At 40.1% G+C, this 21,080-nt stretch carries 12 protein-coding genes; 7 read left to right on the top strand and 5 right to left on the bottom strand.

What is annotated here, in order from left to right; all coding sequences use genetic code 11:
• Positions 1-101: 101 nt before the first annotated feature.
• Positions 102-332, bottom strand: a complete 231-nt coding sequence (locus UABAM_RS23840; RefSeq protein ID WP_151970503.1) for a hypothetical protein — start codon at positions 330-332, stop codon at positions 102-104.
• Positions 333-556: 224 nt separating this feature from the next.
• Here UABAM_RS23840 and UABAM_RS23835 point away from each other — a divergent pair, with 224 nt between their 5' ends.
• The 3 genes from UABAM_RS23835 (at position 557) to UABAM_RS23825 (ending at position 8,690) form a co-directional block, all read left to right on the top strand.
• Positions 557-2,890: a serine/threonine protein kinase gene (locus UABAM_RS23835; RefSeq protein ID WP_151970502.1), complete on the top strand. Its 2,334-nt coding sequence runs from the start codon at positions 557-559 to the stop codon at positions 2,888-2,890.
• On the top strand, positions 2,880-4,442 hold the full coding sequence (locus UABAM_RS23830; RefSeq protein ID WP_151970501.1) for a glycine--tRNA ligase: 1,563 nt from the start codon (positions 2,880-2,882) through the stop codon (positions 4,440-4,442). Before UABAM_RS23835 ends, UABAM_RS23830 begins: the two co-directional genes overlap by 11 nt.
• Positions 4,443-4,730: 288 nt before the next feature.
• Positions 4,731-8,690, top strand: a complete 3,960-nt coding sequence (locus UABAM_RS23825; RefSeq protein ID WP_151970500.1) for an NAD(P)-dependent oxidoreductase — start codon at positions 4,731-4,733, stop codon at positions 8,688-8,690.
• Positions 8,691-8,798: 108 nt separating this feature from the next.
• Here UABAM_RS23825 and UABAM_RS23820 read toward each other — a convergent pair whose 3' ends face one another.
• The 4 genes from UABAM_RS23820 to UABAM_RS23805 all read right to left on the bottom strand — a co-directional run bounded on the left by UABAM_RS23820 (position 8,799) and on the right by UABAM_RS23805 (position 15,915).
• Complete coding sequence (locus UABAM_RS23820) at positions 8,799-11,111, bottom strand: hypothetical protein (RefSeq protein ID WP_151970499.1); 2,313 nt, start codon at positions 11,109-11,111, stop codon at positions 8,799-8,801.
• A 313-nt stretch (positions 11,112-11,424) separates the two neighbouring features.
• A complete protein-coding gene (locus tag UABAM_RS23815) occupies positions 11,425-12,252 on the bottom strand; it encodes a hypothetical protein (protein WP_151970498.1) in 828 nt (275 codons plus the stop codon).
• Positions 12,249-14,264 carry a cyclic nucleotide-binding domain-containing protein gene (locus tag UABAM_RS23810; RefSeq protein WP_151970497.1) on the bottom strand — a complete coding sequence of 672 codons (2,016 nt, stop codon included), beginning with the start codon at positions 14,262-14,264 and terminating at the stop codon, positions 12,249-12,251. Before UABAM_RS23810 ends, UABAM_RS23815 begins: the two co-directional genes overlap by 4 nt.
• Before the next feature lie 34 nt (positions 14,265-14,298).
• The gene (locus UABAM_RS23805; protein ID WP_151970496.1) at positions 14,299-15,915 is read right to left on the bottom strand and encodes an FHA domain-containing protein; all 1,617 of its coding nucleotides are present in this window, start codon (positions 15,913-15,915) and stop codon (positions 14,299-14,301) included.
• Between the two features lie 616 nt (positions 15,916-16,531).
• Here UABAM_RS23805 and UABAM_RS23800 point away from each other — a divergent pair.
• The 4 genes from UABAM_RS23800 to UABAM_RS23785 are packed head-to-tail and all read left to right on the top strand — an operon-like array spanning position 16,532 to position 21,070.
• Positions 16,532-18,295 carry a serine/threonine protein kinase gene (locus UABAM_RS23800; protein ID WP_151970495.1) on the top strand — a complete coding sequence of 588 codons (1,764 nt, stop codon included), beginning with the start codon at positions 16,532-16,534 and terminating at the stop codon, positions 18,293-18,295.
• Positions 18,296-18,339: 44 nt separating this feature from the next.
• On the top strand, positions 18,340-19,137 hold the full coding sequence (locus UABAM_RS23795) for a tetratricopeptide repeat protein (RefSeq protein ID WP_173013536.1): 798 nt from the start codon (positions 18,340-18,342) through the stop codon (positions 19,135-19,137).
• A complete protein-coding gene (locus tag UABAM_RS23790; protein WP_151970493.1) occupies positions 19,134-19,838 on the top strand; it encodes a HEAT repeat domain-containing protein in 705 nt (234 codons plus the stop codon). Before UABAM_RS23795 ends, UABAM_RS23790 begins: the two co-directional genes overlap by 4 nt.
• Positions 19,835-21,070: a serine hydroxymethyltransferase gene (locus tag UABAM_RS23785; protein WP_151970492.1), complete on the top strand. Its 1,236-nt coding sequence runs from the start codon at positions 19,835-19,837 to the stop codon at positions 21,068-21,070. The genes UABAM_RS23790 and UABAM_RS23785 overlap by 4 nt, the downstream gene beginning before the upstream one ends.
• The last annotated feature ends 10 nt before the right edge of the window (positions 21,071-21,080 follow it).

Below are 21,080 nucleotides of genomic sequence, written 5' to 3'. Positions count from 1 at the left end.
ATCTACTGCGAAATACTTCCGTTGCAGTTGTGTGTTGGTCTTTAAATTAAGGGCTCGGGCTCGGATTCGGGAGCGGGCTCGGGTTCGAAAATTAATAGTTATTAGTGCAACAACGCAACAGATTGTTGCCAAATATAAATGCGCAATAGCAGTATCAACCACAGTAAACTCAAAGCGACCCCAAATAATACCCCATAAATTTTTTGTTGGTAACGATGTTGTTTTTGTACAATGCGTTTTTGTTCTCTCTCTATGTATTTCACTTGCATTTGGTCGTATAAATTTTGTAGCTGCTGCAAAAATAAATCTTTTTCTTGTGTTAACTTGTCCATAAAATTGCTATCCTTTGCTAAAATATTCTGTGTAGCTTTTTACAACGTTCTATCGACTTATTCCCTTATTGTAACGCAAACATAGACAACATATTTTTTTACGCTGATAAGTTGATAGACCTTGACAAACACGCGAATAAAAAGCAAACTCTACACAGTAAAGTCCCATTTTGTAAACTAGAACAATGATGTGAAAATAATATTCTTGAGAGAAAAGGTTGCATATGGATGCCAAAGATGCTTTATTCGCTCATGCTGCAGTTTCTTTTGGATACATCAGCGAAGAACAACTAGGTCGGTACGCTCAAGAATTAGCTGTGAGACGCAAAAAAAACAAAGCAATTTCTTTAGAAAATCTACTTGTCGAACAAAAAATATTCACTTCACAAAAAGTGGCCGAAATTTATGCAAAAGTTAGCCAAAACTTACAAGTAGATGGTGGAGAACGGCACAGCAAAACTCTTACGATGTGTGATGACCAACCACAAGTATCATTTACAATCGCTCCTGGTTCTATGTCTAAAAGTAAAGAATCAGGTCAAGGATTGGCGATACAAAGTCAAGAACAAGAAAGCATTTTTTTGGGAAATGCGATAGGACAAAAACTTGGACGCTACGTGATTACGGGAAGACTCGGTCGTGGTGGAATGGGCATTGTCTACAAAGCAAAAGATGAAACCTTAAAACGTGCCGTGGCCATAAAAGTTCTTATCAATAGCCAGATAGACTCGGTTCACTCGGAAAGATTTGTGCGCGAAGCACAAACTGTTGCAAGTCTTAATCATCCCAATATCATGCAAATACACGATATATCTAAACTGGGCAACAACTACTATTTGGTCGTAGAGTTTATTGATGGAGAACCTTTATCAGCGATTATAAAAAGACAAGCGCCTCTTGATATTGTTCGAACATTGACTTTAATAAAAAAGGTAGCAGAAGGCCTTGATGCCGCGCATAAGTTAAAAATCATACATCGCGATATTAAACCTGCCAACATAATGATTTCAAGTAACGACGAACCCAAAGTGACTGATTTTGGACTAGCCAAAATGCCTTCCGCTGCTTCTTTGTCTCACACCGGTCAGGTCGTGGGAACCCCATCATATATGGCGCCTGAACAAGTAGAAGGTAAACCGGTTGACAATCGTAGTGATCTATACTCATTGGGCATTACTTTTTATGAAATGTTGTGTGGTAACCTACCTTTAAAAGGTGACAATTTATACAATATTATGATGTCTCATGTGCACAAAGAACCGACACCGATACAAAAGTATAATCAAAAAATTGACGATGCGCTCGCGAGTATTGTCGCAAAAATGATGGCCAAAAAACCCGAGGACCGTTTTCAAAACGGTAAACAGATCGTCGAAGCCATCAATGAATACATGCAACATGGCAAAAAAAGAGTACATAAAGTCGCGGCACCTCCCAAGAAAAAAAGGTCATGGTTCTCCGTATTGGTTATGCTTATCTTACTTGCGGGTGCTGGATTATTCGCCATGGAAAGGTTCTATCCACAACATAAATTTTCACAAAAAATCCGCAGCGGGGTTGTCATTGCCAAGAAAAAAATTATGGATACGCTACAGTCGTTTAAGGATAAAAAACCCCGCGAAAAATACCCGGTGAAATTTACGGTAGAAGATCCTTTTTACGCTTCTCATGAATTTCTCATCTCGATCATGCGTGAAACAAAAGATGATTTTGTACGCATCAAACGCCATACTCCTAAACTTCCTGCAGGAAAATATGTATATAAAATTGAAAAACAGGGTTACAAACCTCTGAGTAAGTCTTTTGAAGTACGTGCGGGAAAAGAACTGCATATTCACGAAAAAATGGAAGTTTTACCGCGAAAAATCGATTTCTCTATTATTGATATCAAAACAGAAAAAGAAATTTCACCAGAGAAAATTGTTGTCAATGGACAGATACTTGAGGGTAACGTTATCTTACCTGGAAAAGTTGTTATACATGTAGAATTTGAACACTATGAAAGCATCGCCCTTGAGAAAATGATTTTGCCATCAGACAAGACATACACCGTAAAGGTAAAACTAGCACTTGTGGTTAAAAAGCCCATTATCGAAGATATTACCTACGAGCTGACCTGTATAAAACGCGAAGAGGATCGTTTTAAATTTTTTGTAGACGAAAAACCACTGCAACTAGATCATATTAGTGAAACACAACAACTAACCGTTTTTTCGGCAAAGCTTCCCAGAAGTGCCCGTAAGCTACGTGTAGAGCATGCATATTACTTTACAGAGATAACCTTAGAGCCAAACAAAAAACAGATAAATGTTGTATTTCAAAATACGACTGACGATAGAATTCTCAACTATCTAAAGCAATTAGATAGTGGTAAAACTTTAGAAACAATATCTCATCTCATCTACCGCGAAGATTTTCAATTTTCGCGACAACTCGTCAAGAATCTTATGGACTTGATGAAAAATTTAAGATTTAAAGAACAATATCAGTACAGATATCGCAGTTCCCTAATAAATGAACTGCGGTTAAAAAAAATAGAGGATAATAATGGAAAATAACGAAAAGAAATTGCAAGATTTGACAGCTCTTTGTAAAAATCGTGGATTTATCTTTCCTTCGAGCGAAATCTACGGGGGGCTGCGCAGTGCCTATGACTATGGACCTCTCGGTGTGGAACTAAAGCGTAATATTATGAACGAGTGGTGGAATGAAATGGTGTACATGAGAGAAGATGTTGTCGGACTAGACGCTTCTATTATCATGCATCCTCAAGTATGGAAGTCATCAGGACATCTCGCAGGCTTTTCCGATCCCCTCGTTGACTGCAAAATTTGTAAGGAACGCTTCCGTGCAGACAAAGCTCCCACGGCAGAAGAAGGCGAAGATATCGTGATCAGTTTTCCAGACAAAGGAAAAGCGAAGGCTGCGCTGGAATACATCAAAAACACTTTTGACATTGAGTTAGAAAGAAAAGGTAAATCCCTACACGGTGCCAAGGCAGATCATCGTGGTTATAAATGTCCATGTTGTGGTGCAAGCGGACAGTTCTTATCCGAGGAACGCCAATTCAACTTAATGTTCCGTTCTTTTTTAGGTCCCGTAGATCCAATGGAAGAGATCGCACAAAAGATAGAACAAGGAAAACTTCAAGATTTATCTGGACGCGAATTACGTGAAGAGATTCAAAAATCCGTAGATCCTTCCACGGTATATCTTCGTCCAGAGACCGCACAAGCAATGTTCGTACAATTTCAAAATATTCAAAGAACAATGAGCATGAAAGTCCCTTTTGGGATAGCTCAAATCGGAAAATCTTTCCGCAATGAAATCACAACCCGTTATTTTATATTTCGCTCGTGTGAATTTGAACAGATGGAAATGGAATTCTTCTGTAAGCCTGACACTGCGAAAGAGTGGTTAGATTATTGGAAAGACAAACGACTTGGATGGTGGCAAAAATATGCCAATACTCCTGAAAATTTCAAACTTCGTCAACATGAAGAGAGCGAATTGGCGCACTATGCCGACAACTGTTATGACATAGAGTACAATTTTCCATGGGGATGGGATGAACTAGAAGGAGTTGCAAGCCGTACAGATTACGATTTAAAGAAACACGAATCGGGATCGGGCAAGAAGTTACAGTACCGTGATCCTGAAACAAATGAAGCGTATCATCCATACGTTATTGAACCTGCGGCCGGAGCAACAAGAGGTGTGCTCGCATTTTTAAACGATGCTTTATGCGTAGATGAAATACCCGACTCAAAAGGAGTACCACAAAAGCGTACAGTATTGCGTTTGCATCCAAGACTTGCCCCTTACAAAGTCGCCATCTTACCTTTGTTGCGCAAAGAAGGAATGCCTGAAAAAGCGCGCGAAGTGGCAAAGATGTTTTTCGAATCTGGGATCAACGCACGCTATGATGAAGTAAATGCCATCGGCAAACGTTACCGACGTCACGACGAAATCGGAACTCCATATTGCTTGACCATAGACGGAGAAACTCTGGAGAACAATACCGTAACTATTCGTGATCGCGATACAACAAAACAAGAGCGCATATCAATAGAAGAAGCAGTACAAATCGTACGCGACAAACTAAAATGACAGCCAATTTTGGCATCAAAATTAAAAGCAAAAAGCCGCGAAATCCGCGGCTTTATAAATAGCCTAAACTACTGAAAAGTAGCCAGCTATTTGTTCTGGATGCAGCAAAAAAGGTTGTTTTTTTTTGCTCGATATAATCACACGGAAATTTTCCCACCAGTGAATGGTACTCTATATTATTCCAACCTAAAATGCTATATATGTAAGATATATACATTTTCACTTTTTTGCAATACATTTTTCTCGGGAAGTTTTTATTAAAACCATACATCATAATAGGAAAGTAAAATGAGTAACTCCTTTTTAATGGGAATCGACATTGGCGGTGGTGGAGGACGCTGCTTGCTACTAAACGTCGAAAGCGGAGAAACCCTATGCGAAAGCATTTCTTGGACACACCGTACGATCCCTAACTCCATTGGATTTTATGACTTAGATACCACAACCATATGGAATTCAATTGTTCGAGTAGTGCGTAAAGTGACAGAAAAAAACGCCATTGATACCAAAAATATCAAAGCGCTAGCTGTTAGCAGTGTTCGCTATGGAATGGTTATCGTCGACAAACAACAAAAAGTCATTTTTGCAGTACCCAATATTGATGGACGTGCTGCCATGCATGCTGCGCAACTGGGTAGCGAACATGGTGATAAATTTGCCTCTACTAGTGGACATTGGCCAGGTGCTGTCCTCATGGGATCGCGTTTGTATCATCTCGTCCAAGAGCATCCTGAGGTTATGCAGCAAGCACATGCGGTCATGAGTATAGGTGATTGGATCGCCATGCGTCTAACCGGCGTTATCTCTACAGAATTGTCCCATGCCAGCGGATCGATGCTTTTTGATATAAAAAACAATGAATGGTCGCAATCTCTTATCAAATCTCTAGACATTCCCAAACATATCTTTCCTAAAGTAAATCATGCAGGTACGAAACTGGGGGAACTACAAAAAAATGTTGCCAACGAAATAGGGCTAACAAACGGTACACCTGTCATTGTCGGCGGAGCAGATACGCAAAGCGCTCTTCTAGGTAGTGGTGCTACGCAGGCCGGGGATATTTGCATTGTGAGTGGAACAACCGCTCCTGTTCAACATGTACAAAGTGAAGTAAAAATACAAAATCATTTGTGGACAGAAAGTCACATTATTCCTGGATTATGGGTACAGGAAAGCAATGCTGGTCCTGTCGGAGCTACTTTGGAGTTTATCAGTAAAGTAATCTACAACCACCCGCAAGCCGTTGCTATGCTATGTGCGCAGGCAAAAACATCGAGTTGCGGTGCACGGGGAATTTTATCGACGATGGGAATAGGGGTTTTCGATGCGCGCGAAATGAATATTCCCTTGGGACATTTAACCGTCGCGCCGATGATTTATCCACAAAATACTGCTGAACGCCAGCATATCGCGCGAGCAATTGTCGAAGGTATTTGCTATGGCATTAGTACAAACCTAAGGCAATTGACAGACAAAGTACAAAAAGTTATTTTCACTGGTGGTATGTCGCAAAGTTCATTGTGTGCTCAAATACTGAGTAGTTTACACGAAACAGACATCCATATTCCACAGGTAAAAGAGTCCACAGCCTTGGGGGCCGCAATATGTGCTGGTGTGGGCGTTGGAGTATTTAGCGATTTCATTAGTGCCGCCCAGAAAATCAACTCGTATACCACTTGCAAAACAGATGAAGACCACAGTTCTACGTATCAAAATCTCTACGAACGTTGGCATGATATGGCGAAAAGCGCCACATCATACAATAAACTGGCGGGTGACGCTGCGCTACAAGGAGTTAGTGAAGTAAACGAGCTGCGCATTACCGATGTTACGACACAGTTTCGTCCGCGCATATTCATTTCCGCGGACTTCGATGAGAAATCTTTGGCTCAACTACGAGAGTTTGCCGATGTGCACTATGGAAGTTATCGCAATGAAATGCAGCTACTGACCGGAGATGCACTCGTTGAAGCTTTGCATAACTACCATGTATTTATTACCGAAGTAGATGTTCTCGATGCCGAATCTTTGCAAAAAATTCCCAGTTTGAAAACAGTTGTTTCCTGCCGCGGCAATGCCGTTAATATCGACATAAATGCATGTACAATGCTCGGTATACCAGTACTGAATACACCCGGACGCAATGCTGTTGCCGTTGCCGACTTAACCGTAGCTTTCATTTTGATGCTAGCACGTAAACTAAAGAGCGCCATTTCCTTTTTACATGACCCTGAAGTGGAGGCCGGAGATATTGCAAGAATGGGCATGGCTCATAAACAATTACAAGGATATGAACTATGGCAAAAGAATATTGGTCTTATCGGCATGGGAGCTGTCGGACGCAAGGTTGTCGAAAGACTCTTGCCTTTTGATGTCAACATATTGGTTTATGACCCGTATTTAAGCGCGGAAGACATCGCTGCCACAGGAGCACGTTCTGTCTCACTACCATTTTTACTTGAAAATAGCGATTTTATTAGTTTGCACGCTGCCGTAACAAAAGAAACACGTAATCTAATTTCACATCATGAATTTCAAAAAATGAAAAAAACGTGTGGCTTGGTAAATACCGCTCGTGCTCATCTTATCGACGAGCAAGCGCTCATCACCGCTTTACAAAATGAACAAATTGGTGGTATTGCACTGGACGTTTTCTCTGTAGAACCTCCCGGAGCAGATCATCCGCTACTCGCATTTCCCAATGTGATTGCAACCCCTCATGTTGCCGGTAACACTTATGAGGTTTCTGCTCACCAGGGACAAATAGTGGTCAGTGAGCTTAAAAAATTGTTACGTGGTGAACGACCCGATCATGCACGTAACCCCGAAGTTTTAGCAAATTTTAGCTGGACACAAGCGGCGAAAAAATTATCAACCAAACAATTGCAGCAGTTAAATGCGACGAGCGGTCCTGCGGTCACAGATCTTGACCAAGAGCAAGAACAAGAACAACAATCAACAACCAACAAAAAGGGAATGTTTTCCAAATTGCGCAACATTGTTACCACAAAAAAAGTAGCAAAACCGGCAACGGAAAACGTGGCAAAACCCGCAACGCAAGACACGGCATCTGTCACACAAGAAGTATCAAAAACTCCATCACAGACACCACAGACCAACGAACAGCAACCACAAGGTGACGGAAAATTTAAAGAGATTTGCCAAATGTTTCTCAAACTAGTGGAAAAAGACGATGCCATCATAAAATTTTCAAATAAACTCAATATCTGTGTGCAATACGTTATTCCCGATACCCAGTACAAATTTGTTGTGCATTATAACAAAGGAGTTGTCACAACTTACTGGGGAGAGGCAAAACAACGTCCAAATGTGACTCTTAAGATGAAGGCCGCAACATTTGATGGTGTACTTTTTGGTAAGATAAATGGTGTACGTGCCGCAATGACCGGCAAACTATCATTTAGTGGAGACACTCTAAAAGCAATGCGTATGCAAAAAATTGAAAAGGACACCATTCGCTTGTATACGATTGCCCGCGACAAAATAGGTGATCCAGGTAACTTGGAAAATTTAGCCGGAACTGCTCCACAAAAAACCACTGCACAACCTGTCGTACAAAAAACAGCAGAAACAGCGACGGCCGTACAAAAATGTAATGACGAACGCGACGAAGTTGTCGAAATTTTCAATGAACTGTATCAGGCAGGATTTATCACTTCCACTGGTGGTAATGTGAGCGTACGCAATGCCAAAAATACACAAAATGCATGGATTACCCCAAGTCAAGTATACAAAGGTGGTCTGAGTGGTGAGATGATTGTCAATGTCGATTTAGAAGGAAATCCGCTACAAGAAAGCATGTACAACCCTTCGAGTGAAAGACATCTACATACATTGATTATGAAAAATCGTCCAGAAATAAATGCCGTGGTGCATACTCATGCTCCTCAAGCGACAGCTCTGGCACTTAGTGAACTACCATTTCTTCCTATTTCAACAGAAGCGGTTTTTGTGGGAGAGATTCCACGCGTACCATTCATTATGCCAGGAAGTAGAGAACTCGCAGAGGAGGTTGCCAAAGCAATTGGAAAAGGAACAGCGGTTTTGATGCAAAATCATGGTCTAGTCGTTGCCGCAGGAACGCTGAGACAAGCAGCAGATCTAACACACATCATCGAACAAACAGCCGAAAAAATCCTTGCTTGTTATGCAGCGGGTAAGGAACCAAAGACTTTACCACAAGATGCTATTGAGATGTTACGTGGGTTAGGGGAAATGATAGTATAGTTTCATCGGGAAAGCCGTGTTTGTTATTCCGTGAATTAAGGGTAAGAACTATTTAACTTCCGGAAAGATTATAAAAAAAGGCGAGGATTCAACCCTCGCCTTTTTTATTTACTTTTTCACAACTTCTTTTTGAATGGGGAGTAGTTCCGCATTCTTTTTAAAGTGATCTAGCGATACTTTGGAAACTTTCTTCCCTTGTATCTCGTTAATCGTTGTGTTGAGAGCTGGCTCAAAAGGATTTACGTGATAGTTGTGACAGCGTGTACAATTGTCACCTGCGCGACTTTTTACGTGACACTTGGCACAAAGATCTTTTTTCATAAATTCAAAGTTACTCATGAATGCATGTGGATCTCGGCCTTCGTAAATTTCATTGTATTTTGCCTTCACAAATATATCGTAAGTTTTGCCTGGCTCTGGATTCTCCGGCTCCTTCATTTTTTTCAATGTATGACATTTGACACATCCTACATCGTCAAGTAACGCCAAGTGCGGCGCATGAGAAAAGCGGTTGAATCGTCCTTGGTTAGATGGTTTATTTGGCTTCCAATTGATTTTCCAAACAGTATCTTTCTCTTCGGACTTGTCAACACTATGACATTTCAAACACCGATTCATTGTGTTAAATACATAGTGGGTATTCCCTTCGGTATTCCCTTCAGGATCTACTTTATCCGTGTTGTAAGTTTTCGCCATCAAATCCAACCATGTTTTCATCACTGGATCAGAGTGCTTCGCAGGGCGATATTTCAGAGTGTAACCACTAAAATACCAACCGGTGGGCAACTCTTTTTCTTCAAACTCAAAAGCACTAAATCGTTCTTTGCGTTTTGCATTGATTGGCGGCAGAACACGAGCTTGAACCACTTGCAACATATCGGAAACATTTGGGAATAAGTTCTTCAACTTTTCATTGCCAATGGATATTTTCAAAACTTTTTCTAAGCGTTCTTTTAAAGCAGAGTTATCCTCTTTTGCTATTTCATCGCAAAGACGCTGAATCATGAGAACATATGCGTTGATGGCCTTTATCTCGTTTTCGTCTTCGTCTGCAGGAGATTCTGCAATCAGATCAAACAAGAATGTTTCCATATATTCCGAAATGTCTTCGTCTTCCATTTCTTCGTCTTTTGACAACAACAAACGCATGAAATCAGTAGCTTCTCCAGAGTCTTCTTCATCCACCGATGGCCATTTTTTAAATTTAGGACGCATTTTAAATTGCTTAGACTGTGCGTAAAAATCTTCCATTAAAAAACCAGGGAAACGTATAACATTGATGTCCTCATCTGGCTTTAAGATAGCTTTTTCGTGGCACTGAATACATGTTTCTTCAAATGTTTTCACGACCATTAACTGATCACCTTCATCGAGTTTATGACACGCATTACATTTGTTGGGTATGTTTTTCATACCTTCTTGCTTTTTCTGTTCAAAATATTCACCAAAGTGTGTGGTGTGATCGAACATGATACGCGTACGACGATCATATGGAAATTTTTCGAATACCGGGTGCCCGTGAGCAAAACTCGAAAATTTAACCGTATGGCATGTTTGACATTGTTGATTGGTAAGTTTTGTCAAATCATAATTTCGTCCATGGTGTTCGCGGTGACATGTAGAACAAGCCACTTTATGGTATTCAATTTTGCCATCTTTTTCACTTTTAATAATCTCGCGATTTGCCAAACTCGTAACGAAAGAGTTTTTCACATTGGCAATATCTGCGATGGGAAACAGTTGCACTTCGTCTTTTTTCGCGCTTACTTTTTCCGTTGATTTTTGGAGTCGCTCCGCACGAATACCGTGGATATTAAGAGCCAATGATTCTGATTCTTTGCCTTTGATATCTCCGGCTTGACGGTGACAGTCCAAACATTTTTCACTTTCTTTTATGCCGACATCATGTTGTTTGAAAGCGCGATTGACCCATGCTAGAGCATCACCTTCACCTGCGGTGTGGCAAATAGAGCAATCATCTTGCCCTTCTAACTTAGCCGTGATCGCACTGTGCGGCGTCGTTAAAGATCCTGGAGAGGTAAAATCTTTGGTAAAAATACCAAATAAGAAAACTAACAGCACTCCAGCACCCAACATCGCACTGTAAACAACAATGCGTCCACGCCGTGCGCGATGGCTTAAACGCGGTTGACATGCAGGAATTTGCCGACAACAAACTCCTGTTGGAGAAGGACCATCTTCGCAAGCCCCGCCTAAACTCTTTGGGCGTGCACACTTCCAACGATCTTCATCCTTCCACGGTGTGCATTCAAATAATTTATCATTTACAGCACGACAGCGCCCTTTCTGGTCTGGTCCGACATGGCAAGGGCATCCATGTTCCAGGCGTCCGCAGACCCACTTTTGGTTAGGGCGTTCGTAATGACTTTTATCAAAGTCGTATATCTCTAGTTTTTTCATCAGTTTGTAACGAGGATACCCAAATTTGATTATTGGGAGAAGTTTGTACTTGTATCACCAAGTACATTTAAACTCCTTATTTAACTCGTATCTCCTCTCTGAAAATCAAAACAGTCCTGAATGATTTTAAATTTTGTAATATGTTTTGAGCTCGCAATTCAACTGTGTTTCATTAGTATGCACACAGTTTTTCTTGTGAGTTATGGAACAATTTTGGACATTAGTAGCACTGGTTTGATCCATTAAATATTTTTGTTCGCAACTTAAATCAAGACTTTAACTACAGAGTTACAGTTTACACGTAGTGTCAGGCCTACATTCCTCCTCCGTGAAAGGCGTATGCCAAAACACCGTGAACAAAAGAGAATATCAATAACGCGTATGTAACAGGAATATGGAAAAACAACCATCCTTTTAACATTAATTGGTGTGCATATTGATAGTCTAAATTGTCTTTTGTCTCAATGTAGGAAACAATATCTTGCAACACTTCTTTTTCATTACTATCGAGATATCTCTCGACAACATCTACTTCGTTTTTTAGTGTGCGAAGTGGCGTATGAGATTCAAAAAGGTGTCCAAGTATATTTTGCGGTCGGCTAAAGTATACATGAAGTTTTTTGAGATAAAAATCACTTAGTGTTGTTGAATTCGTTTCCTCTATACTATCAAATACGAGTTTTTCTACTTCGTCTTTCACTCTTTTGCGGAGTATGGGGATTCTCTCGTATAAAAAAGTTTCCCCTTTACGTGTCATGAGCCGCGGGCTACGGCGCGTAATAAAGATGCCGAGTACACCACTACCCACTACCGCAAAAAAAAGAATAAACAGTGCACTTTCAAATATACCGTTTGGTATATGAAAATTGACATGCAGTACAAAGGCAAATATGGTGAAAATTCCGATGTACAAATGAAATTGCAACCACATGGCCGAGGAACCCAACGCTGGCAAAAATGTCAATTTTTTACGCATGTTATACAGCGTCAAAAATATCATACATCCAGCAAGAATCCAGCCTGTGTAAAAATTTGTAGGTTTCAAAGAAGCTTGCCATACACTATATGCGAAATACAACACTACACACACAATGGTAAGTAGTGTTAGGTTTTGTGTTCTTCTTGCAGCAAATGTTTTCATCGGCTAATCCAGTTTGCTAGAGTTTCTAAATTAGTCATATCAATTCGTTTTAGTGCATCATGAGGGCACGCCCGTTGACAAGCAGGACCGCCTAGTTGGTCTACACAAAGATCGCACTTTGTCGCTTTAACAATAGGCTTATTCGTTTCATTTTCGAGAATAAAGTTTCCAGAAGAATCGCGAATCTCTACCATGCGAATATTGTTATATGGACAACTGTTCGCACATGTTGCACACCCAATACATGTAATATCGTTTACAATTACCTGTCCTTGAAGAGCATCGCGGTGAATAGCTCCTGTTGGACACCCCAGCATACATACAGGATCAGCACAGTGCATGCAGGCATTTGCAATCATTACCTGGTCCACCTGTGGTCCGTGGCGCAAAAATTTAGGGTTGTTGTCATGTGCAGCAGCACATGCACGAACACAATCGTCGCAACGCGTACAACGTTCAAGATTGATCATCATCGTTGCCGTTCCATTGATGAAACGATTTTCTACCAAAAATTCCATTAGGTGACTACCTATTTTCTCCAACTGTTCGGTGTTGTCTAAGGCTTCGTTTTTCTTCGAAGCTTTAGATGGATCAATAAGTTCAGGCAGATCTTTTGGTGGAAGAGAAGGTAGTACAATATCTTCCATAATTTTGGTAGGGATAATGAGCACATCGGTGTAACCTACGGCACGTAAACTTTTTTGAAAACATACTTGCTTTTTACTTCGCCAGTTATGCGCAATTTCTTCAAGACCATAAATATGTCCACCTCCCAAATAGGCAAGTGTTCTATGGCCATGACCATATTTTTGACTTAGGCGTGCAAAACCAGAACGAATCATGTATACCCCAGAAGGATAGTCATCTTCTTGAGCAATGATCGGCTCTTTTCCAATACCACGTTTGGCAGCTTTTTTGAAATCGCGGTTCCATTCAAAATCACCAAATGTTTCAAAAATGGTATTTTGCACGATAATATCTAATTGTTCCGAAGAAAGATTGCGGAACATAGGTGTTTCTTGAATCTGAAAACGTAAGTTGTTTTGACGATATATTTTATCAATATGCTCTTTGAGCTCTTTCGCTCTCTTACGTATATCACGCAAACCTTGCCAACGAATTTCAACAAGTTCGATATCTTCATTTGCCACAACTGTTGCGGTACGCGGTGTACGACTCATTGCCGCAATTTCACCAAAAATTTGTCCTTCAACAAGATGTGCAGTATTGTACTTATCGAATACAGAAGGTACTCCTTGAAGAGTGATGCGATTGTTGCGCTTCCCTTTTTTCTTGCTCGAAGTTTGGTTGTACGCTTTCGCATTGCGCACTTCAGGCATTTTGTTGTTTGTCCATAACTGTGCAAGGGCACTTAAAACCCCCTTACTCTTTTTCTTACTGCGACCTAAAAGTGACGGAGGAAGACCTTGTCTTCCCTTTCCTAAAACAACTTTTACAGATCCTTGAAGAATAAAGAAAGCGGAGTTTCCATAGTCACCTTCGCGAATAATAATGTTGCCGGAATTGTACTTTACGATCCGTGCATCGTTGCGTAAAATACCCTTTAATGGCGCCGCGGCGGTGAATGCACTTTCATCAATGTCTTTAAAAGGTGCATGAGTTAAAATATAGTCGACTTTTTCATCCGACATATCTTCGCCATACGGAACAGCCCAACGTTTAGGACGTTTAATTTTTTCTGCTGTTGCCTTTTCTTCTCCAGGCTCTTGTATGGACACTCGTATGGTAAATGGTTCTATCGTAATTACATCTCCGTCGCTGAGTACACATGACTCGATGCTTTCATCTCCCACAAGTACTTCGCTGTGCTCGGACATCTTGGTCAATACGTAGCCATCGCGCTGTAATTCGATATTTGCATGCTTACGCGAGATACCGCCCATACTAAGTACGATATCGTTTTGTGGTAAGCGTCCGATGTTGATTTTATCTTTTGTAAAGTCAAACTCGCCGAACGTTTCTCTTCCTTTTTTTACAACTAATTGGATCATAATATCTAAGCATCCTTGAAAGAAAAATTAAAGACTATGCATCTACAGCTATATCGCCTTTAGGTTCTGCGATACAAGCATAACAAGTTCCCGCTTCCGGAGGATCACTTGGTTCACTCACATAGTTTACTTCACCAGATTTTAGTGCAATAACACACGCACCACAGTTACCAGCACGACATCCAGATTCCATGCTAATGCCTGCGGCTTCACCTAGCTCAAGAATAGTTCCACCTGTCCAATCAACAGTTTGATCTGACTTAGCAAATGTAACTTTGGTTGCTGGAGCACCGGCTGCTGGAGCAGGAGCAGGTTTCGCTTTTTTAACTGATGCAGGTCCAAACGCTTCGTAGTGAACATTCTTCTCCGGTACACCCCAATCATCTAAACCTTCTACGACAGATTTCATCATTGGGCCAGGACCACACATGTAATAATCGTAGTTGTTAGATGGTAGTAAACGTTTGAAAAGATCCACACTAACGCGCTCTGCATGTTGATAGTCTTTACCTTTTACGTCTTCATCATTTGGTCTACTATAACAAACGTGTAAACGCACATGGTCGTTTTCGAGTGCTACAGATTCTAGGTATTCTTTGAAAACATGCTCTTTTCCATTGCGTAAGCCGTAAAAGAACCATGTTTCTCTTTTAGATTTTCGGTCAAGGATGGTGTTTAACATACTCAAACAAGGTGTGATTCCCACACCACCAGCGATAAGTACGATAGGTGTTTGCTTATCCATATCCAGATAAAACTTACCACCAGGAGCTTTTACATCGATGATGTCACCTTCCTGAACATGATCATGCCAGTAATGTGAAATAAGTCCCGGGCTCTTGTCCTTGCGGAAGTGACGTTTTATAGATACGCGATAGTAATCTAGTTTTGGACTATCAGATAGAGAATAGCAACGTACAGCAGGCTTTGTTTCGCCTGGTACTTTAAATTGAAAGGTTAAGTATTGTCCAGGTTCAAAGGATGGCAGCGGACGTCCATCGTGAGGACTGAGGTAGAAAGAACAAATACCACTTCCGGTTCCCTCTTTCGCCTCTCCCGCAGGAAGACTAACTTTAAAAGGTACATCTCCAAAAACTAAATCATCTCCGTGATTCAGTTTTACTTGAACTTCTGGTTTTAGCTTTTCACTATTCAAAGTGGTACCATTGGTACTAAAATCGTCGACAACAAATAGTTCGTTGCGGCGGCAAAGGATACGCGCGTGCTTACCACTAACGGTATTGTGCACTACCTGAATGTCGGTATCTTTTGTACGACCAACAACCATTTCATCTCTGTTCATATGAAATTCTTTGTTTTCGTCTGTACGTGTTAGATATGGGCCTTTTGGTTTTTGTTTCCCTTCGTGTTGTTTCTTTTTAACAACAAATTTTCGAAAACCATTCCATCCCAAAGTAGCCGTTTCTTGTTGGTACTGCTTGATTTTTGCTGTTTGTAGCTTTGTTTTTAAAACTTCCATTTCCAGGTTGTGCTGTTTAAGTTCGTTCGCACTTCTCTTCAATGAACCCAGAAAATAAACGGTAAGCTGAATCGTAACTAATGCGACAATTGCAAGGCCTATGATAGCACCTACAGCACCAGAGTGCTCAATAATCTGCTCTACGATACCTGTTTCTAAAATAAAACCCATAGTATTTTACCGTAGTTTAAGAGAGATCTCTAAACTACATACTCCTTTATGAAAAGCCTATATTTTTTACATGTACGCTATTTTAGAAATAAACATTTTTAATTTTGTAGTGAATTTGTAATATTTTATATTATTATCATATACGAAAACTTTGACTATTGCAAGGATTTATCTCATTGTAGATAGTCAGATGCTTTATGCTTTTACAAGATGTATGGTTCGAACATATCATAATTCGTAAAGATGATTGTGACCATAGTTGAAATCGTCATCGTAGCCTTAGTCGTAGCTAAAAAACAGTAGGGTGCTTTTACTGTGTAAAGCGGAATAATTTCATATTTTGCACACATATTTGCAAAAACACCTATATTTTCGGTAAGGGTCATGGTGACGATTACGGCTACGAGTCCTATAATAACTAAACTTTAGGTTTTTGACGTATTGATGATACGCGCTATACACAATGATTTTTTTTTGACACCCCTTCATTAGTCTGCTAAAATCAAAAAAAATACAAGTGCGTGGGCCAAAACATTTGATCTTTAAACTTCAAAATTTATTCCCATCACTTTACAAAATTAGGTTTCACTTTACAATTTGAGGATGGTATAAGCGCATGGCCAATAATCCCGAATTTTTTGGACAAATCGCTATTCGCAAAAATTTCGTTAGTCTTGAACAGTTAGATAAATGCCTTCGTCTTCAAAAAAGAATGCATCCCCCACTGCGAATTGGGGAAATTCTATTAGAGCAAAAATGTCTATCACAAGCACAGTTAGATGACATCTTAGCTGCTCAATTACGGCAGCCAGGAAAAGATGAGCTTATTCTGATTGATGATGAGACACTCGAAAAGACGGTTTTAGTAAAAGGTATTGCTTCAAAAAAACACCTAAAAGAAGCACGGCGTATCCAAGGAGTTTTAAAACAACAAGGACAGAAAAAAAATCTAGCAGAGATCATGCTAGAACGTAATTTCATCAGCATCACCCAACTTCGACGCATCAACAATGCTCCGAAGAAAAATGATGAAAATGAGGAATATCCTAAAATCGAAGGATACGACATAATCAAAAAGATTCGCAAAGGGGGAATGGGTACGGTTTATAAAGCTAGACAAATGAGTATGGATCGTATTATCGCCCTAAAAGTTTTAGCTCCAGAACTTGCGGATGACAAAACTTATGTAGAGCGTTTTTTCATCGAAGCAAAAGCGGTGGCAAAGCTTAATGACGAAAATATCGTCAAAGGTTATGATGTCGGACAATCAAACGGTTACTACTTTTTTGTGATGGAACTCATCAATGGTGAGACAATTCTCGAAATTATGAAACGCGAGAAAATTCTGTCCGTACCGTTTGCCTTACAAGTCACGTATCAAACAACCAAGGCACTTGCTCACGCTGCGAAACACAAAATAATTCACCGAGATATCAAGCCCGGTAACATTATGATTAATCTCAATAACGAGATTAAGCTTTGCGATTTGGGGTTCGCCAAGACGTCGAACATCGATCTGCTTACGAAAAAAGGAACTACACTAGGTACCCCTTACTACATGTCGCCAGAACAATGTAGAGGTTTACAAGATATCGATACACGAAGTGATATTTATTCACTAGGTGCCACTCTGTATCACATGCTTGTCGGAAAAGTTCCTTTTACAGGATCAACAGCTTCAGAAATATTGAAAAAACACTTAGTCCAAGATCTGGTAATACCGCAGCAACGACGCGCTTCGTTGGGGGAACACATTTGCCACCTTATCGAAAAAATGATGGCAAAAAAACGCGAAGATCGCTATGCAACTCCCCAAGCAGTTATTGATGAGTTGGAACCTTTAATGGCGCGCTTTGAAGCGAAAAAAATGATCGTACTGCACCCAAGCGGATGGCCTGGAGCTCACGATCTAGCATTATTCCTTGCAGAAGGTGCGTTTGTTGAAGGAAACAAAGTTGATTTAGTTAGTGCAGATGATGTTACCTCTGAACAACTAACAACAGCAGGTGCGATTGTCATTGGTTCTATCGCGACACCAAATGGAGAATTGCCTCCTGAAATTCGCGGTGTACTTGACATTATGAAACGCTTTCCCAATGATATGCGTGGAAAGATAGGTTCTGCTTTTCTTTCTCATGAAGGCGATGGAGATACGAATACACGCAAAATACAATTATACAAGATACTGCAAGCATTGTTAGAAATGGGTCTCATCGTAGAAGGTGGTTTTGACCAAATTTTCTGCGGAGAAACGATCATTGATGACTATGAACACGAAGGTGCAGAACAGTACCGTACCCTAGGACGTGGTTTAGCAATGACTTTGTTGAATATAACTGCGGGAAAGAAAACGATGCAGAAGTCTTGGGGCACCATATAGCCAACGTATTTTCAATTATTTATAATTTTTTAGAGGTAGCCTTTTTGCGCAAAACAATTTTTTTTCTTGCTGTTTTTGCGATTTCTATTGGGTGCTCCCAAAACACAGCCAATTTCCGAATCATTCAAGAACATTGGACAATCAACAACTCTTGGAAGAGTACCCAAAAAAAATGTTTGTTGCAAGATGTTGAATTTCGTGAAAAAGACTCCTACTGGCTAAAAAAAAAATATAAGAAAAATATATATCTACAACCGCGTAATGCGGAGAGTTACTTCCTTTATGGACGTTTACTTGGTTTATTGAAAAAACCTAATGCTGCAATAAATTATTTTCACCAAGCATTAAATTATGACTCAGAATATTTATGGGCTTTGTATTCTATAGGGATACTACATTTAAAAGAAGACGCGCGTCTCCAAGCTCAAATTTTTTTACAGAGATGCGTAGACCTTAATTTTCAATTTACACCTGGACTTGTCGCATTAGCAAAACTAAAAATAAACAACAACAAACAACAAGCTTTGTACTTACTATTTTGCGCAGAGACATTTTCCCCAAAAAACGCAGATATAAAACAGCACATAGCGAATGTTTTTGTTCTAACAGAGCAATACGATAAAGCATTGGCTAAATACAAAGAAATTGAGCGAATTTCACCTAACAACGCCGCTGTTTTGAATGAATGGGGTAAACTGCTCGTAAAATTGAAAAAGTACAAAGCCGCGCTACTAGTAATGAACAAGTTGAACGAATTATTGCCGGAAAACAAAAAATTTGCCATGGAAAAAACAATATCCTTAATTAAGCATTTGATGAAGAAAAATAGAGGTATAGAATGAGATTTTTAATGGGAATATGCATTCTGTTTTTCAGTGTTTGCTCTGCCCAAGAAGCAGAAGAAAGCCGTCTGGCACAACTGGAAAAAAAAGTAGCTGCGATACAAGATTTCTTAAGTTTAGAATTACAGAATTTAAAAAACGATTTAAAGCAACAAAACCAACGTTCTGAGATATTGCGTAAAAGAAATAATTTTTTACTGAAGAAAGTAAAATTTTTAGAGTCTAAAGTAAAAGATCTAGAAGCGCAAATTTTACACAACAAAGTCAAAAATATTTCACAGCCACAACAGAAAACAGTAACAGAAACGGAAGAACCGGTAGAACAACAGGTAAAATTCAAGGACAAAAAGTTACAGTTATTGTCTGAAGAGATAGTGTCGCCAAACCCAGACATACGAATGGGAGCGGTAATTCAATTGGGAAGCGTAAATACCAAAGAAGCACTACAGGTATTAAAAAAGGCATTACAAGACAAAAACCCATATGTAAAAGTTTTAGCGTGTAAGATTGCTCTACAAAAAAACGATAAAACGATTACCAACGATTTATTTGCTTTACTAAACGACGAAGATAAAGAAGTTCGCAAACACGCGAATCTTGCTCTTGAGACCATAACAAACACCCAGGTAGGATTTGAGCACAACAGTTCAAAAACAACAAGAGACGAAAAAATACTTGAATGGAAAAAGAAGATAAAATGAAAAAGCTAAATGACGTTGATCCTGAGATTGCAAAAGTAATCGCCGATGAATTTAATCGCGAAGAATCCACCATTGAGCTCATTGCCTCGGAAAATTTTACGAGTAAAGCGGTGCTCGAAGTTCAGGGTTCTATATTGACCAACAAGTACGCAGAAGGTTACCCTGGTAAACGTTACTATGGAGGCTGCGAACATGTCGATGTTGGTGAAAAGTTAGCCATGCAAAGAGCAAAAGAACTATTTGGCGCTGAACATGCCAATGTTCAGCCACACTCCGGCTCGCAAGCAAATATGGCCGTGTACCATGCCGTCCTAGAACCTGGAGATACTATTCTAGGTATGGACTTATCTCATGGAGGTCATCTTACTCACGGAGCATCGGTAAACTTTTCAGGCTACACTTACAATGCGGTACACTACGGTGTATCGGAAAAAGATGAACGTATTGATTATGACCAAGTACGTGACCTCGCACGTAAACACAAGCCAAAACTTATCATAGTAGGTGCTAGCGCCTATTCACGTTTTTTTCAATATGAAACTTTCCGTGAAATCGCCGACGAGATAGACGCCAAGATTTTAGCTGACGTAGCACACCCTGCGGGATTGATTGCCGCAGGAATTCATCCTTCACCTGTTCCACATGCTGAATTTGTGACAACAACGACTCACAAAACTCTTCGCGGACCGCGCGGAGGGATGATATTAACGCGTAAAAAATTCGCCCGAGCGGTCAAAAAACGCATCTTTCCAGGAATACAAGGTGGACCTTTGATGCATGTAATCGCGGCGAAGGCCGTTGCATTTCATGAGGCATTGCAACCTGAATTTAAAGAGTATCAAAAACAAGTAGTGGCGAACGCCAAAGCTCTTGCAACGCATTTACAAGAACACGGCTTCCGCATTGTTTCTGGTGGTACCGACAATCATTTAATGCTCATCGATTTGCAAAATAAAGATCTTACGGGAAAAGACGCGGAACGCGCATTGGAAAACTCTGGTATTACCGTAAATAAAAACACCATTCCATTTGAAAAGCTGTCACCAATGGTGACAAGTGGTATACGCATAGGAACACCCGCTGTTACAACTCGTGGCATGAAAGAAGAGCAAATGAAAATCATTGCAACAATGATGAACAATGTACTTTCTAGTATAACGAACGAAACCGTTCAACAGCGTACACGTAATGAAGTAACAGAACTTTGCCAACAATTTCCTATTTACAATTAGTATTGAGAAA

This window comes from Candidatus Uabimicrobium amorphum (assembly GCF_009002475.1).
GTDB lineage: Bacteria > Planctomycetota > Uabimicrobiia > Uabimicrobiales > Uabimicrobiaceae > Uabimicrobium > Uabimicrobium amorphum.
Note: the sequence above shows the minus strand (reverse complement) of the source record. Positions and strands in the feature narration are given on the sequence as shown.

Bases quoted from the DNA above. Each gene is read 5' to 3' on its own strand.
- UABAM_RS23840 (WP_151970503.1), bottom strand. From the start codon at position 332: ATGGACAAGTTAACACAAGAAAAAGATTTATTTTTGCAGCAGCTACAA.
- UABAM_RS23835 (WP_151970502.1), top strand. From the start codon at position 557: ATGGATGCCAAAGATGCTTTATTCGCTCATGCTGCAGTTTCTTTTGGA.
- UABAM_RS23830 (WP_151970501.1), top strand. From the start codon at position 2,880: ATGGAAAATAACGAAAAGAAATTGCAAGATTTGACAGCTCTTTGTAAA.
- UABAM_RS23825 (WP_151970500.1), top strand. From the start codon at position 4,731: ATGAGTAACTCCTTTTTAATGGGAATCGACATTGGCGGTGGTGGAGGA.
- UABAM_RS23820 (WP_151970499.1), bottom strand. From the start codon at position 11,111: ATGAAAAAACTAGAGATATACGACTTTGATAAAAGTCATTACGAACGC.
- UABAM_RS23815 (WP_151970498.1), bottom strand. From the start codon at position 12,252: ATGAAAACATTTGCTGCAAGAAGAACACAAAACCTAACACTACTTACC.
- UABAM_RS23810 (WP_151970497.1), bottom strand. From the start codon at position 14,264: ATGATCCAATTAGTTGTAAAAAAAGGAAGAGAAACGTTCGGCGAGTTT.
- UABAM_RS23805 (WP_151970496.1), bottom strand. From the start codon at position 15,915: ATGGGTTTTATTTTAGAAACAGGTATCGTAGAGCAGATTATTGAGCAC.
- UABAM_RS23800 (WP_151970495.1), top strand. From the start codon at position 16,532: ATGGCCAATAATCCCGAATTTTTTGGACAAATCGCTATTCGCAAAAAT.
- UABAM_RS23790 (WP_151970493.1), top strand. From the start codon at position 19,134: ATGAGATTTTTAATGGGAATATGCATTCTGTTTTTCAGTGTTTGCTCT.
- UABAM_RS23785 (WP_151970492.1), top strand. From the start codon at position 19,835: ATGAAAAAGCTAAATGACGTTGATCCTGAGATTGCAAAAGTAATCGCC.